Raw genomic sequence first — 15,922 nt, forward strand, 5'->3', positions numbered from 1 at the left:
GCCAGGCGTTCAGTATTCACTTTTCTTTTCCCAATCCGGGTCGAACCCTGTGCCCTGGGCGGCGATCGAGCGCAGGTCGTGGTAGCACTCCGAGAGCAGAATCGTCGGCACCTCGGCCAGGGGCATGCTGTAGCCACCGCGGTAGAACGTCAGGTCGAGCAGGGCCACGGTGCGGTTGCTTTCCGGCAGCGGGTTGCCGGTAAAGCGGATATCGGCCGACAGCCCGAGGCTGACAAAGGACTTTTCATAGGTGTAGAACCAGCCGGCATCCTCGGTCGCGCCCCGGGTATAACCCAGCTTCAGCGCGCGGCCGCGCAGGGCGAAGGCTTCCAGCAGGTGGCCCTTGAAGTCCTCGATGGCATGGGCATCGCCCTGCCCTTCGGGCAACTGATAGACGCCCTTGCCCAACTGTTGGAACAGCGGCGTCACTTCGTAGTCCACCAGGTGCTGCTGCCACTGGGCCAGTTCCTCGGCGCCCAGCAGCGAGTCGTGGGCCAGGCGCACCTGGGCGTCGTCGGCCAGGGTCAGCGGGTTGTCCTCGCAATCGGTCAGGCTGCCATCGTCCAGCGGGCGGAAGCTGGCCACTACCCGATCCCCCTCGACCTGCACCCAGACCAGGCGCTGCAACAGCCGGCGCATGATCGGGTGCTGGTTGAGGTAACGCTGCCAGTCCGCGTACGGCCACTCACGGCCCGTGCACAGAGCTTCGTAGAGGCGCTCGGTCTGCTGTTTGACGATGCTGGCCAGGGATTTCTTGGCGCTGGCGAACTGCTTCTTCGCCTCTTTGGCTTCGTCGGCGTCGTCGTCCTGGCGCGGGTCGGGCAAGGCGGCGATTTTCTTGCCGTCGGGGTTGTACAGCTCGATCTTGAAGTCGGCCAGCAAACGCGCGCTGAACAGCCGCTCGCCGTAACTCAGCTCCAGCAGGCCGTGCTCGTCGAAGCCGGCCGAAGGCAAGGTGCGGTCCGCCAGCTCGGCCAGGGTCCAGTGGTTGCGTTCGGCCAGGGCCTGGGCTTGCAGGATGGCTTCTTCCTGAAAGCCTGCGGTGCGAAAGCGACTGGCAATGGACAGCAACAGCTGGGTCGCGGACGGGTGCTCGACCCAGGCCAGCATGGCGATCAGCGCCTTGCCCTGGGACGCGCGGGTGCCATAGAACTCCTTGAGGTAACGCCCGGCCGGGGCCGCAGCATCAGCCCCGGCACAGGCCGCCACCACCGCCAGCAAGCCTTTGCTGGCCGCCGCCGAGCCTTGGGGCTGGCGCATGAAACGCGGCAGAAAGCTGGCGCTCAGCTCGTCCAGGCTCTTGCCCAGGTGCGGGCTGTCCTTGTAGTCGTCCGGATAGCGCCGGATGAAAAACAGGGTGTTGGTGGCATGTTGCTCAGCCAGCTGCTGGGCCTGCTCCAGCGGGATCGGCCGGGTGTCTTCGGCGAGCCAGGTTTCCAACACGAACTGGCCGAAACGCTCGCGGCCGCGGGCCTCGAACATCCCGCAGAAACGCCGCAGCAACGCCCCCGGCTGCGCCGACTTGAGTTTGACCGCCTGGGCCAGCAGGCCCTGGGCCGCCAGGGCCGGAACCGGCTCCTGGGTATCGGCCCAGCGCAGTTCGGGCAAGGCGTCCCACGGGAACCACGCCAGGTCCTTGGGCGCGCCCTTGGCCATGGCCTTGCTGGTGTCGATGACCCATTGTTCGCGGTCCAGGTACTGCTCCACCGGCTGGCCCATTTGCTCCAGGGCTTCGATCATGGCGGTGCGCACGCCGTCGTTCTTGTCCTTTTTCAGGGCCTGTTCCAAGGCCGGGATCGCCGGCTGATGGCCCAGGTTGCCGAGCCACTTGGTGGCCAGCAGCCGGACCTCGGACTTGCCGGAACCCAGGGCGGCAATCAGGTGCGCCTCCTTGCCCGGCAGTTGTTCCAGAGCGCGCTGGGCCAGGGCCCGCTCACCCTGGTTGGAGCCCAGGGCGATCTCGAACAAACGGTTGATCAAGGACGCGGGCGGCGCTGTCATCTTGACCACCGCGGCGTACAGCGCGTCGGTGTGATACACCTCCAGGGCCGCCAGCGCCTGCTCCAGCCAGCCCACGTGCAGGGCAAAATACGGGGCCACGGCGTCGGCATCCCAGCCCTCGGCGAACCCGTTATTGAAGCAATCCTGCAACAGGCTGTCGCCGTCGCGGCCACGGTCCTCGAGCATCTGTGCCAGGGCCATCAGGCTCAGCGAATCGTCCTGTCGATAGGCTTGCTCCAACGCGCGACAGGTGATGTGGCTCAGGCGGCCCTCGCCACTGCCCAGGGCGTTGCAGAAATCAAGGACCTTGAACGCCATTACCGCCGTCAACGCCTCGCTGTCGGCGAAGGCCTGCATCGCCGAGCGGGAAAAGTACTCACTGTGGTCTTGCGGCAGCTCACGGGATGCCGGCGGCACCACCTCGGTCGAGGCCAGGAATGCCTTGAGCTGATTCAGGGCCGCAGCGCTGTAGTTGGGCCACAACTCCGACTTGCCGGCGGTTTTTTTCTCCGGATGGGCGGTGTAGTACTCGGTGATGCTTTCGTTATGCCGGTCGATCAGTTGATTGAGGTCGGCCCACAATTGCTCGACCACTTCCAGGCGCTCGGGGGTCAGCGCCACCGCCCAGTCAATCACCGGGCCGCTGTAGTGAACCGGCCCCTGCTCGTGGGCAGGCTCAGCGTCCCACTCGGCAAGCAGGCCGCGCACCGAGGCCGCACGGTCGGCTTCGGCCAGGGCCCGGGCCTCGGCGCGCAGGGGCGAATCAGCCAACTGGGTGGCCAGGGCCCACAGCAGGCGCAGGGCATGGGCGCGCTGCTCGGGCTTGCCGCCCTGGATCATCAGGGTCAAGGGTTGCAGGGCACCGCGCTGGCACTTGAGCAGCAGCGGCGCCGCCTGCTCACGCACTTCGCGATTGCCGCCACAGGCCATCTCACACAGCTCACCGGCCATGGCGCTCATGACCGGCGGATCGAGGTCATTCATCAGGTTCAGAACCTGGTGCTTGAGGTACATGTCCCCCGCCAGCAGCAACGGCCGCAGCGCCTCGACATGGCGCAGCACCCACTGTGAATAACCGTCCATATAGGGCACCAGGTAGATGCCGTAGCCCTGGCGATAGGCGTCGTTCGAGCCGCTGAAACACGCGGTCAGCAGCGCCGAGGGCGGCAGCTGCGCTTCCAGCAGCAGGGTTTCCATCAAGGGTGCGCTGATGCGCTGGACGATGCGGGTTTCGTCGGTCTGCGGGTCGCGCAACAGCTCGACGCTGTGGGTCAGGAGCAGCTCCGGCCAATGGCTGCCGTCGGCCATGCTGATGCCGAAGCGGCGTGCCGGGCAGGCTTGCAGCACCCGCGCCCAGCGCAACAGCTGGGCCGGGTCGACATCGGTCAGATCGTGATACAGCTGCGGCCCGAGGCTGCCGACCCGGCACGCGTGCCCGCTCAAAATGTGCAGGTAGTTGGCGACGGCGTAACGCTGGCCCAGTTCGGCCAGGACCTGCGGCCCATCGCCCTGGCGCACATAGGTCAGGATCGCCTCGGCCAGGCCGGCGCGGCCGCCGTTATCGGGCAAGTGGTCAAGGGGTTCGAGGTAGGTCTGCAGGCGCTGCAGCCAGACGTTGCCCGGCACGTCGCGCGCCGCTGCGGCCGGCGTTGCGCTGGCCCCACCCAATACCTTGCCTATCCATTTGAGCATCTGTCGTCCTGTTCGCTATCGGTCCGTTTCGGGCGCGCAGGATATAACACAATGTCCCTCGGCGGCAGGGCGGCCTGCGCCGCAGGTGCCCTGCCCGGGCCGTTCGCTTATGCCTGCGGCAGCTTGCGGAAGCCCACGGCCAGGCGGTTCCAGCTATTGATGGTGGAGATTGCCACGGTGAGGTCGACCATTTCGCTGGGGCTGAACGCGCTGGCCAGCAGCTCGTAGTCGGCGTCCGGGGCGTGAGTCTGGCTGATCAGGGTCATCGATTCGGTCCAGGCCAGGGCGGCCCGTTCGCGCGGGGTGAAGAACGGCGCCTCGCGCCACACCGACACCGCGTACAGGCGGCGCTCGGTCTCGCCACCCTTGCGCGCATCGGCGGTGTGCATGTCGACGCAGAAGGCGCAGCTGTTGATCTGCGAGGCGCGCAGCTTGACCAGCTCGATCAGCGATTTTTCCAGGGGCAGTTTCGACACCGCATTTTCCAGGGCCATCATGGCTTTGAGGGCATCGGGCGAGGCGGTGTAGAAATCGATACGAGGTTGCATGAACGTGCTCCGGTACAAGTGAATGTGCCGCTACGTTAAGCCCGCCACCGCTGCCGACCCATATCCAATTGTGACAAAGATGAGGTGGCCAATCGGCCACCGCCGGCCTAGGTGTGGCTGCGCAACCACTGCATAAAGCCTTTTTTCGCCGGGGCCGGGGGCAAGTCGGCGGTCAGCACCTGGGCGCTGTGCAGGCGCAGGTCGAGCAGGTTCTTCATGGCCTCGCCGATATCCTGGCGCGCTTCCAGGCACGGCTTGAGGTAGTCCTTCTCGATGCGGTACAGGCTGCAGAAGGTCTTGGCGCTGAAGTCCGCCGGCACCGACTGCTCGGCCAGGATCCCCGCTTCGCCGATCACCTCCCCCGGCCCCATGCGCCCGGCCTCGAACGGCACGCCGGCGCGGCTCAGGGTCACCGAGACCACGCCCGACTCGATGATGAACAAATGGTCGCTGACCTCCCCCGCCGGCAGGATCATCGCCCCGGCGCGGAAGGTCTGCAGGTGCATGTTCTGGCTGAAGGTGTCTTTTTCCTCCTGGCGCAGGGTCGAGAAAATCGACGAGCTTTCGAGCAAGGCCCGGGGCCGCGACAGGTTGCTGGGGGCGGCGCTCTCGCCAGTGGACAGCAGGCTCACCCCGGCGGTCTGCAGGTGGCGGAACGCCAGGTCATACAGCTGATTGCGCACCTCGCGCTTGAGCCCCATAGAGGCCACGAAGCCACTGATTTCGTACTCGACGCCGGCGCTGCCGGAGCTTTTGAGGGCCACGCTGGGCGCCGGGGTCGCCAGCAACTGGCGACAGCCGAGCATCGCCCGCTCCAGTGCCTCGATCACCCGGTGCGGCCGGGCATGGGGGCTGACCTGCACACTGATGGACACCCCGTGCATATCGCTGGGGCGGCTGAAGTTGATGATCTTGGCCTTGGCCGCCAGGGAGTTGGGGATCACCGCCATGCTGCCCTGGGCGGTTTGCAGGCGCGTGGCGCGCCAATCGATATCGGTGACCCGGCCTTCGGTGCCGTCGATGGAGATCCAGTCATCGAGCTGATAGGGCTTGGTGGTGTTGAGCACGATCCCGGAAAACACATCGCTGAGGGTGCTCTGCAACGCCAGGCCGACAATGATCGCCACGGCCCCGGAAGTGGCTAGCACGCCCTTGACCGGCAGGTCGAGCACGTAGGCCAGGGCGGCGATGATCGCGATCAGGAAGATCACCGCCCCCAGCAGGTCCTGCAACAACCGCCCGGTGTGGCCGACCCGCTGCATCATCAGGGTGCCCAGAAGCACGGTCAGGGTGCGCGCGCCAAACAGCCACCAGCCAATCTGCAAACCGGTGGCCGCCAGGTGCAGCGGTACGTTCTCCGGCCAGGGTGCCGGCTGCATGGGGTTCATGCCTTCGTTGAACAACAGCAGGCTGAACAACGAGAAAATCAGCACCCTCACCGCCAGTTGCCACCGGCTGCCCCGGCTGCCGATCAGCCGCCACAACACAATGTCGATAAAAATCAGCGCCAGGGCGCAGAGCAACGGGTGATCGGTGAGGACAGACGGCATCGCGCAACTCCAGCAAACCAGTGGCGCGAAGATCGCACACCACCTGCAGCAGCAGGTATAGCTGGAAATAAAAAACCCGGGGAATGGCGGGAAGGCGGGCTGCGGCGCAGGGCTCCGGCCCGGCCGCAGCGATGGCTACCTAGTGCGCGGCGTCCATCCGGCCAAAGCCACCGGACTGGAAGTCGATGAAGGCCTGGTGGATTTCCTGCTCGCTGTTCATCACGAACGGGCCGTGGCCGACGATGGGCTCGTCGATCGGCTCGCCGCTGAGCAGCAGCACCACCGCATCGTTGTTGGCCTCCAGGCTCAGTTGCTGGCCGTCGCGCTCGAACAGCACCAGTTGCCCTTCGCGCGCCAGTTCCTGGCCGTTGACCTGGACCGTGCCATGCAGCACCACCAGGGCCGTGTTGCGCCCGGCGGGCAGGTCCAGGGTCAGGGGCTTGCCGGCGTTGAGGCGGATGTCCCAGACGTCGATCGGGGTAAAGGTGCGCGCCGGTCCCTGTTGCCCGGCGAACTCACCGGCGATCAGCCGCAGGTTACCGGCGTCGTCAGGCAGGCTGATGAGCGGGATATCGCCATCGATCAGGGTCTGGTAGCCGGGCGCGGCCATCTTGTCCCGGGCTGGCAGGTTGACCCACAACTGGACCATTTCCAGGGTGCCGCCACGCTGGGCGAAACCCTGGGAGTGGAACTCCTCGTGCAGGATGCCCTTGGCGGCGGTCATCCACTGCACGTCGCCGGCGCCGATGATGCCGCCGCTGCCGGTGGAATCGCGGTGCTCCAGCTCGCCCTGGTAGACGATGGTCACGGTCTCGAAACCGCGATGGGGGTGCTGGCCCACGCCACGGCGCTCGGTGGTCGGGCTGAACTCGGTGGGTGCGGCGTGATCGAGCAGCAGAAACGGGCTGATGTGCTGGCCCAGGTTGTCGTAGGAAAACAGCGTGCGAACCGGGAAACCATCGCCCACCCAATGTGCTCGGGGGCTGGTGTAGATACCGATGATGTTCTTCATGGCGGGCCTCGAAGGGGTGGATAAAAACCGATGCGCCACCTTAAAGCAGCGCCCCGGGGCGCACTAGACGGCAAAAATCAGTTACTGCGTTCCATAGAGAGGACGATGGTGCACGCACCGCCAGCTTCCGACCTGTGGCGGTTTTGACACTGGCCGATGAAATATTTCGAGCATAATATTCACCCCTCATCGTCCTGTCCGCTCCCAGAGGAAATGCCCATGCAAAGCCCATCCCGTGATGCCACCCTGGCCCAATGGATCGCCCAGGAGCAGGCCATGCGCGCCCGCCTGGCCGGGCCCGGGAGCCTGAGCCTGGCCGAAGTCAGCGCGCTCTCACCCAGTGAATTCTTCGAAGGCATCGGCAATGGCGAACTGCCTTCGCCGCCGATTGGCAGCCTGCTGGACTTTATCCCCATCGAATGGTCGGCCGGGATGTTCCTGTTCCAGGGCACACCGGATTCACGGCACTACAACCCCCTGGGCAGCGTGCACGGCGGCTACGCCGCGACCCTGCTCGACTCGTGCATGGGCTGCGCGATTCACACCCAGCTGCAAAAGGGCCAGGGCTACACCACCCTCGACCTGCGCATCAGCTACGTCCGCGCCCTCACCGGCAGCAGCGGCCCGATCCGCGCCGAAGGCAAAGTCGTGCACCTGGGCCGCTCCACCGCCCTGGCCGAAGGGCGCATCTACGATGTGGATGGGCGCCTGTATGCCACGGGGTCGACCACCTGCATGATCTTGCAGCCGCGGTGAAGACGGCCGTGCCACCAGGCTGCGCTGGCCATGACAGGTGCTGTGTACATCCGGGGTATCTCCGGCGTTATTGAGGGACTGCGTAGCCTAGCGGCAGTGGCTACAGGTGTGGGTCTGGGTGCGGGCGGGGGATGGATTCGTGCGTGGGGGGCAATATTGCTTTGCCCGACCTTGGGTTTTTCTTCGGGCGGCAGGTGCGGATACTCGGGGCATTCCCACCACACTTCCGGAGTTTCTTATGTCTGTACCCGCCTTTGGCCTTGGCACCTTTCGTTTACAGGGCCAGGTTGTGATCGATTCGGTGAGCACCGGCCTGGAGCTGGGTTACCGGGCAATCGACACCGCGCAGATTTATGACAACGAAGCCGAGGTCGGCGAGGCCATTGCCGCCAGTGGCATCGCCCGCGACCAGCTGTTTATCACCAGCAAGATCTGGGTCGCCCATTTCGCCGCCGAGACACTGATCCCCAGCCTCAAGGAAAGCCTGCGCAAGCTGCAAACCGACTACCTGGACCTGACCCTGATCCATTGGCCCTCCCCCGATGACCAAGTGCCGGTCGAGGAATTCATGAGCGCGCTGCTGGAGGCCAAGCAACTGGGGCTGACCCGGCAGATCGGCATCTCCAATTTCACCATCGACCTGATGCAACAAGCGATCAAGGTCGTCGGCGCCGAGCAGATCGCCACCAACCAGATCGAGCTGCACCCCTACCTGCAAAACCGCAAGGTGGCGGAGTTCGCCCGCAGCCAGGGGATCCAGATCACGTCCTACATGACCCTGGCCTACGGTGAGGTGCTGAACGATCCGGTGATCCAGCAGATCGCCACGCAGCATCAGGCCACGCCGGCGCAGGTGACCCTGGCCTGGGCCATGCAGCTGGGTTATGCGGTGATTCCGTCATCGACCAAGCGCGCCAACCTGCAAAGCAACCTGGGCGCCTGTGACCTGCGCCTGACCGAGGACGACATGGCGCGCATTGCCGGCCTGGAACGCGCCCATCGCCTGACCAGCCCCGCCGGCCTGGCGCCACACTGGGACTGAACCAAACCCCAGGGTGCTGACACAGGCCCTGGCCGTTTTCGCTGGCGCAGGTGGCTAAAAAGCGTGCAGCTTGCGCTGGCTGTTGAGGCTGGCTTGCTCCAGAGAGGGGTCGACCCAGGCCATCAGGCGCTTCAGGCTTTCCCGGTCCGGCAGTTGCTGCTGGTTGAGCTGGATCTTCTGCTGACGGCGCGACAGCACCTGGGATTGCTCCAGGCGTTGCCCGTCGTAGATCAATGCGTGGTTGATCTGAGGGTTGTCCAGACAAAAGGACAGCAGATCGAACTGGGCCTGGCCCACAAACGCGGCACTGATGATCAACAGGTCGAACGGTTCACACCCGTACTCCACCAGGGTCAGCAACTCTTCCAGGTGGTGAACCGGGGCAATCCGGAAATAGCGCAGCTGGTTCAAGTCCCTTTCTATTTTCATGCGATTGAAGTGCTGCTCATCGGCAATCAGGACACGCAAGGTTTTATTCAACATTTTTTGTCAGACCGTGACGGTTAATTCAGCGGGATGAACGTTCTAGCTCCCTAGAGATCCGGGCAGAGGTTATGCAAGTCGATAGGGGTTTGCTGTAGGAACAATCTGAAAAGCGATTATAGAAACCTCATACACGCGGCCCCTTTCAAAGACCCGAAAAATTCACTTAGGTGCCACCCCGGCAAAACAAAAAGTCCAAGCGCCCAGTAGCAAGCGTCAAGTTTCAAGCTCCACGCGAGTTGGGGCTAGGGGCTGGGCGAGTGAATTGTCGCTTTGTTTTGTAAGGCTTTTCCTAGAGAATCCCAACGGTCATTTTTGGGTGCTGCGGGCTCTTGTTCTGTATCGGGTGGGTGGCTAGTCTCCGGGTGTCGCTGCACATCAGCGATCGGGTTTAGCAGCTCGTTGGGTATATGAACGCTTGGTACGCACATGACTTGTCCGACTTTTCCAGTCAGGACAGGCACTGTTATGGCGGCTATGTGTGGGGCACCTTCGGGTGCGCCGGGTTCCTATACCTCCGGTCTGCTAACCCGCACATGGCTGCCACCTTTCGTTTAGCAGCGAGCGAGGGCAGCCCCACCGGTATAGGAGCTGCACCCATGAAAAAACTCGTTCCCGATCCCCCCTCTTCCCTGACCGATGCACTCGGCAGCACCGCCAGCCGCGCTTTTGGCTGCCGCGATGCCCGGCAGCGTTCGCTGTTGGCGATTCGTGAAGGGTTCAATGCTGAAGAGGCGCTGATCCAGGTGTCGCAACTGCTGTTGAGCGCCGAGGAGGTGTCGGATGAAATCAGCAGCGCCAGCGGCGTCGAGCGGGGCCTGATCTGGTCGATGATCCATTGCGTGGAAACCGCGCGGGCCATTGTCGACGCGCTGCTCGACGGGGCCAAGGTCAAGGCCGGCAACGTCCCCTGAGCGCTTGAATCGCGAACGGTGACCGCGTTTCACTCGGTGGTGCTCGGGCTCCAGAACGCCTGCTGCACCAGCGGCGAGGTCGACAGCCGCGCCACCAGGGCATCGAGTTCGTCACCGTCAACCGAGGTGGTGGCCAGGGTCGCTTCGATCTCCACCTCCTCGCTGCCAAAGGCATGCACGTCGACGTCGCTGGCCGGGTAGTTGCTGCGCTCAAGCTCGGCTTCCAGCAGCGCCAGTACCGCCTTTTGCCGCGCGCGCTGGGCGATGACGTAGACGATATTGGTGACCTCGGCGGAAATCACATCCAGCGGCTGGCGGTTGATGTTATTGACGATCGGCCGCAGCAGGGTGTTGGCCGCCAACACAAACAGGGTGCCGAGCAACGCCTCCAGAATCAGGTCGGCACCGGCGCACGCCCCGACACCCGCCGACGCCCAGAGCGTGGCCGCGGTATTGAGGCCGCGCACATTGCCCTCCTCGCGCATGATCACCCCGGCCCCGAGAAAGCCGATGCCCGACACCACATACGCCACCACCCGCACCGCGCCCTCGGCGCCGCCCAGGCGGTTGGCCATGTCGACAAAAATCGCCGCCCCCACGGCCACCAGCACATTGGTGCGCAACCCGGCCGTGCGCTGGCGATACTGACGCTCGAAACCAATCAAGCCACCGAGAACAAACGCCGCGCTGAGGCTGACCAGGGTGTCGACCAACGAGGTCAGGTTGATGTTGTCGATGGCTTGCATGGGCAGGGTCCTTGTGCGAAATGGCAAAGCGGCGTGGGCCACTGTGCCAGGGGCAGATGAACATCTGTTGAAGGGGAGCCTGCGTCTATTGTGGCAAAGAAATGCGCAAGCCCCTTTGTGGCGAGGGAGCTTGCTCCCGCTGGGCTGCGAAGCGGCCCCAAAACCGGGCGACAAGGTGTATCAGGCACTACTCAGTGAGCTGGTTTGGGAGGGCTGCGCCCTCCAGCGGGAGCAAGCTCCCTCACCACAAAAACTGAAGCCTGCCCCAACCCTCTTGCCGCTTGCCGCTTGCCGCTTGCCGCTAAAAGCTCGCAGCTGCTCCCTCTTATTGCCAACCAAAGCGCCGCACATAGAAGCCCTTCACCGCCTGGGTCAGCGCCATGTACGCCAGCAATATCACCGGTAAAAACACAAAATACAGCGACGGCAGCGCCTGCAATTTGAAGTAGTGCGCCAGCGGGCCCATGGGCAGGAAGATGCCGACCGCCATGATGATCCCGGTCATTACCATCAGCGGCATGGCCGCGCGGCTTTGCAGGAACGGAATTTTCGGGGTGCGGATCATGTGCACGATCAGGGTCTGGGTCAGCAGCCCGACCACAAACCAGCCGGACTGGAACAGGGTCTGGTGGTCTGGGGTGTTGGCGTCGAACACGTACCACATCAGGGCAAAGGTGGTGATGTCGAAGATCGAGCTGATGGGCCCGAAAAACAACATGAAACGCCCGACGTCCGCCGGCTGCCAGCGCTGAGGTTTTTTCAGCATTTCTTCGTCGACGTTGTCGAAGGGAATGGCAATTTGCGAAATGTCGTACAGCAGGTTCTGCACCAGCAGGTGCATCGGCAACATCGGCAGAAACGGAATGAAGGCACTGGCCACCAGCACCGAGAACACGTTGCCGAAGTTCGAGCTGGCGGTCATTTTGATGTACTTGAGCATGTTGGCGAAGGTCCGGCGGCCTTCCAGCACGCCCTCCTCCAGCACCATCAGGCTTTTTTCCAGGAGGATGATATCGGCAGCCTCTTTGGCGATATCCACCGCGCTGTCCACCGAAATACCGATGTCGGCGGTGCGCAGGGCCGGGGCGTCGTTGATGCCGTCGCCCATAAAGCCCACCACATGCCCGTTGGCCTTGAGCAGGCGGACGATGCGCTCCTTGTGGGACGGGGTGAGTTTGGCGAAGACGTTGGTGGTTTCCACCGCCAGTGCCAGCTCGGTGTCGCTCATGCGCTCGACGTCGTTGCCCAGCAGCAGGCCTTGCTGCTCCAGGCCGACCTCGCGGCAGATCTTGGCCGTGACCAGCTCGTTGTCGCCGGTCAGCACCTTGACCGCCACCCCATGCTCGGCCAGGGCCCGCAGCGCCGGGGCGGTGCTTTCCTTGGGCGGATCGAGAAAGGCCACGTAGCCGATCAGGGTCAGGTCCTGCTCATCGGCCAGGCTGTAGGTGTCGCGCCCCGGGGCCATGGCCCGCGCAGCCACGGCCACCACTCGCAGGCCTTCGCCGTTGAGCCCGGAGGTGACCTGACGGATCCGCGCCAGCAATTCATCGCTCAGGGTCTCTTCGGATTCGCCATGGCGCACCTTGTTGCACACCGCCAGTACCTCTTCCACCGCGCCCTTGCAGATCAGCAGGTGCGGATGTTCCTGCTCGGCCACCACCACCGACATGCGGCGGCGGGTGAAGTCGAACGGGATCTCATCAACCTTCTGGAAGGCGGTGCCGACTTGCAGTTCGCGGTGCACTTCGACGTGCTCCAGCACCGCCACGTCCAGCAGGTTTTTCAGGCCGGTCTGGTAGTAGCTGTTGAGGTAGGCCATTTCCAGCACGTCGTCGGACTCCAGGCCCCAGACATCAACGTGCCGGGCGAGGAAGATTTTGTCCTGGGTCAGGGTCCCGGTCTTGTCGGTGCACAGCACGTCCATGGCGCCGAAGTTCTGGATCGCGTCCAGGCGCTTGACGATGACTTTTTTGCGCGACAGAAACACCGCGCCCTTGGCCAGGGTCGAGGTGACGATCATCGGCAGCATTTCCGGGGTCAGGCCCACGGCGATGGAAAGCGCGAACAGCAGCGCCTGCATCCAGTCGCCCTTGGTGAAGCCGTTGATGAACAGCACCAGCGGTGCCATCACGAACATGAAGCGGATCAGCAGCCAGCTGACTTTATTGACCCCGGTCTGGAACGAAGTGGGCGCGCGATCGGTGGCGCCGACGCGCTGGGCCAGGGCGCCGAAATAGGTGCTGTTGCCGGTGGTGAGGATCAGCGCAGTGGCGGAACCTGAGACCACGTTGGTGCCCATGAACAGGATGTTGTCCAGGTCCAGGGGGTTGCTGGTGCCTTCGTCCTGCTGGCGTGGGAATTTTTCCACCGGCATCGATTCGCCGGTCATTGCCGCCTGGCTGACAAACAGGTCCTTGGCGCTGAGTACCCGGCAATCGGCGGGAATCATGTCGCCCGCCGAGAGCACGATCAGGTCGCCTGGCACCAGTTGCTTGATCGGCAGCTCGAAGGTCCGCGCCCCGCGGTTGGCCAGGGTCGCGCTGGGCAGGCGGGCCGCCGGTATCGCGGCGTCGGGGCTGAAGTCGCGGCGGATCACGGTGGCGGTGTTGCTGACCATGGCTTTCAAGGCATCGGCGGCCTTGTTCGACTTGGCCTCCTGCCAGAACCGCAGCAGGGTCGAAAGCACCACCATGGAGAAAATCACCGTGGCGGCCTTCATGTCTTCGGTCAGCCAGGAGATGACCGCCAGCAGGGTCAGCAGCAGGTTGAACGGGTTTTTATAGCAGTGCCACAGGTGCACCCACCACGGCAGGGGCTGCTCGTGCTCGACCTCGTTGAGGCCATGCCGGGCCTGCAGGCTGTCGGCCTCTTCCTGGCTCAGGCCGTCGGTGTGGCTGCCGAGGCTGTCGAGCAGGGTGGTGGCATCGCTGTTGGCCGCGCCGACCAGGGTTTGCGCGAGCGTCGGCGGCACTTCCCGGCTGACGCTGGCGTCGCTGAAGCTTTCCAGCAGCGCCAGGCGGCGAAAATGCCGGGAGAAATGCCGGGTCCGCAGAAAGCCGGCGAAAAACTCTTTCAACAGAGTGAGGTTCATGGTCGTGCCCCTAGCGGTCAGCGCAGGGAAAACCTTTGGCAGGCACGGCCACACCCCACTGGAACGACGCCCAGGCGGTTGCGGCCCGCAGGATTGAACCTGCGCGTCCGTGGCACGAGTCAGGCTTGGGGCCTGGCATCACGCACTGTTCAGAGTCGTTGAGAGAGACATCGAAACGCGGCCGGAGCTGGCCGCGATCGGGGTGCCGCTTCTCGCTACACGGCGAGACAACGGCACAAGAAGCTGCGCGTTATCGAGCCGAGAATGCGCCGGTTATCGCAACCGGCCGACTACTGTCACTCGAACAAGTCCCCACTCCGGGTCTCCGCTATTGATGAAATCGCGCGCAGCTTACGCCGCGATATTTCGAGAGTAAATCAATAGTCGGAGTCTGATATTGCAATCAGATAGTTCTTCAGGGGAGGTTCAGGAAGAGAGGGACAAACAGCAAAATCGATCACCTATCGCGCACAAAAAGCAGTCCTGTGGCGAGGGAGCTTGCTCCCGCTGGAGGGCAAAGCCCTCCCAAATGTTCCACAGCAATCGGTGCTAAAAACCCCAAGTACTTCAGCCCCCTGGTGGCTCGCACTGGGGGGCAGCCGACGCTACAGGGCGGCGCATGCCCAACACCGCAATACCGCGTTTGTCAGGCACACCGCACACCCCTTGTTTGCGACCGCTGCGCGGTCGAGCGGGAGCAAGCGCCCTCACCACAAGACCTCTGAGCCTGTTCGCTGCAGCCGATCAGCTCGCGGTGGCCAGCAACACATCCCTGACCGAACGGCTATGGCCACGGCTCTTGCCATGTTCATACAGGGAGCCGGCGATTTCCTCGGCGCGGATCGGCAGGATCGACAGCAGCGTGTCGCTCAAGCCGTGGCTGGCCTGGCTGAAGCCCTGCATATAGATGCCGGCCTTGCAGCGCTCATCGGTGAGCACGCGGTAGTTGCGGTCGACTTCGAACTCGCCCAGGTACTCCTGCAACGGGGCCAGCAGTTGACGGTGCATCTGCCGCTCGTAGCCGGTGGCCAGGACCACCGCGTCGTAGTGCTGCACCGAACGTTCGCCGGTGGCGTTGTTGCGCAGCACCAGTTCCACGCCCTGGGCGCTGGCAGTGGCTTGCTCGACGGTGGTCAGGGTGCGGAAGGCGTGGCGGGCGACCCCGGAGACTTTCTGCCGATAGAAGATGCCGTAGATGCGTTCGATCAGGTCGATGTCGACCACCGAGTAGTTGGTGTTGTGGTACTCGTTGACCAGGCGCTCACGCTCGCTGCTGGCCTGCTGGAACACCAGGTCGGTGAATTCCGGCGAGAACACTTCGTTGACGAACGGGCTGTCGTCGGCCGGCTTGAGCGCCGAGCCGCGAATGATCATGTCCACCTGCACCGACGGGAAGCTGTCGTTGAGGTCGATAAAGGCCTCGGCCGCGCTCTGCCCGCCACCGATGATCGCGATCTTCATCGGCTGGCCGGCGACACACGGCTGCTCGGCCATGCGCGCCAGGTACTGGGAATGGTGGAACACCCGAGGGTCATCCTTGAGCGCCTGGAAGGTTTCGGGGATCCGCGGCGTGCCGCCGGCGCTGACCACCACCGAACGGGTGGTGCGTACCTGCTCCTGGCCCTGGGCATCACGGGAAATCACCCGCAGGGCTTCAACCTGCTGGTTGTGCAGCACCGGCTCGATGGCCAGCACGTCTTCGCCGTAGCGGCTCTGGCCCTGGAAGTGCGAGGCCACCCAGCGCAGGTAATCGTTGAACTCCATGCGGCACGGGTAAAAGGTGCCGAGGTTGATGAAATCCACCAGGCGCCCGTGGTGCTTGAGGTAACTGACAAAGGAATAGGGGCTGGTGGGGTTGCGCAGAGTCACCAGGTCCTTGAGGAACGAGATCTGCAACTCGCTCTGGGTGACCAGGGTGTTGCCGTGCCAGCGGTAGTCCAGTTGCTTGTCGAGAAACAGCGCGTCCAGCGGACCTTGAACCTGGCCGCGCTCCTCCAGGGCAATGGCCAGCGCCAGGTTCGAGGGGCCGAAACCAATACCAATCAAGTCGTGAACGGTGGCCGATGCAATTGCCTGTGTCATTTCCA

At 63.9% G+C, this 15,922-nt stretch carries 11 protein-coding genes; 3 read left to right on the forward strand and 8 right to left on the reverse strand.

Annotated features, from left to right (window positions below; genetic code table 11):
* Positions 1–9: 9 nt before the first annotated feature.
* The 4 genes from JFU57_RS30285 to JFU57_RS30300 form a co-directional block, all read right to left on the reverse strand.
* Positions 10–3,693 (reverse strand): DUF4132 domain-containing protein, encoded by a 3,684-nt coding sequence (locus JFU57_RS30285; RefSeq protein WP_201131798.1) that lies wholly within the window; start codon positions 3,691–3,693, stop codon positions 10–12.
* Positions 3,694–3,800: 107 nt separating this feature from the next.
* Positions 3,801–4,241, reverse strand: a complete 441-nt coding sequence (locus JFU57_RS30290) for a carboxymuconolactone decarboxylase family protein (protein WP_020295525.1) — start codon at positions 4,239–4,241, stop codon at positions 3,801–3,803.
* Between the two features lie 107 nt (positions 4,242–4,348).
* A complete protein-coding gene (locus tag JFU57_RS30295) occupies positions 4,349–5,791 on the reverse strand; it encodes a mechanosensitive ion channel family protein (RefSeq protein WP_201131799.1) in 1,443 nt (480 codons plus the stop codon).
* 139 nt (positions 5,792–5,930) lie between these two features.
* Positions 5,931–6,803, reverse strand: a complete 873-nt coding sequence (locus JFU57_RS30300) for a pirin family protein (protein WP_078473954.1) — start codon at positions 6,801–6,803, stop codon at positions 5,931–5,933.
* Positions 6,804–7,022: 219 nt separating this feature from the next.
* Between JFU57_RS30300 and JFU57_RS30305 the strand changes: the two genes are divergently transcribed.
* Together JFU57_RS30305 and dkgB are read left to right on the forward strand one after the other, a co-directional pair.
* Positions 7,023–7,559, forward strand: coding sequence for a PaaI family thioesterase (locus JFU57_RS30305; RefSeq protein ID WP_020295522.1), 537 nt, complete (start codon positions 7,023–7,025; stop codon positions 7,557–7,559).
* 238 nt (positions 7,560–7,797) lie between these two features.
* Positions 7,798–8,601 (forward strand): 2,5-didehydrogluconate reductase DkgB, encoded by an 804-nt coding sequence (gene dkgB / locus JFU57_RS30310; RefSeq protein ID WP_201131800.1) that lies wholly within the window; start codon positions 7,798–7,800, stop codon positions 8,599–8,601.
* 54 nt (positions 8,602–8,655) lie between these two features.
* Here dkgB and JFU57_RS30315 read toward each other — a convergent pair whose 3' ends face one another.
* A complete protein-coding gene (locus tag JFU57_RS30315) occupies positions 8,656–9,084 on the reverse strand; it encodes a chemotaxis protein CheY (RefSeq protein WP_078473952.1) in 429 nt (142 codons plus the stop codon).
* Between the two features lie 599 nt (positions 9,085–9,683).
* Between JFU57_RS30315 and JFU57_RS30320 the strand changes: the two genes are divergently transcribed.
* Entirely contained in the window at positions 9,684–9,998 is a 315-nt protein-coding gene (locus JFU57_RS30320) for a hypothetical protein (RefSeq protein WP_078473951.1), read from the forward strand.
* A gap of 29 nt (positions 9,999–10,027) precedes the next feature.
* On the opposite strand, the gene JFU57_RS30325 is transcribed toward JFU57_RS30320, so the two are convergent.
* The 3 genes from JFU57_RS30325 to JFU57_RS30335 all read right to left on the reverse strand — a co-directional run bounded on the left by JFU57_RS30325 (position 10,028) and on the right by JFU57_RS30335 (position 15,917).
* On the reverse strand, positions 10,028–10,744 hold the full coding sequence (locus JFU57_RS30325) for an MgtC/SapB family protein (RefSeq protein WP_020295518.1): 717 nt from the start codon (positions 10,742–10,744) through the stop codon (positions 10,028–10,030).
* A 325-nt stretch (positions 10,745–11,069) separates the two neighbouring features.
* Complete coding sequence (mgtA, locus tag JFU57_RS30330) at positions 11,070–13,835, reverse strand: magnesium-translocating P-type ATPase (protein ID WP_201131801.1); 2,766 nt, start codon at positions 13,833–13,835, stop codon at positions 11,070–11,072.
* 744 nt (positions 13,836–14,579) lie between these two features.
* The gene (locus JFU57_RS30335; RefSeq protein ID WP_201131802.1) at positions 14,580–15,917 is read right to left on the reverse strand and encodes a lysine N(6)-hydroxylase/L-ornithine N(5)-oxygenase family protein; all 1,338 of its coding nucleotides are present in this window, start codon (positions 15,915–15,917) and stop codon (positions 14,580–14,582) included.
* Positions 15,918–15,922: the final 5 nt, after the last annotated feature.

The sequence above is a fragment of the Pseudomonas sp. TH07 genome (assembly GCF_016651285.1).
Lineage (GTDB): Bacteria > Pseudomonadota > Gammaproteobacteria > Pseudomonadales > Pseudomonadaceae > Aquipseudomonas.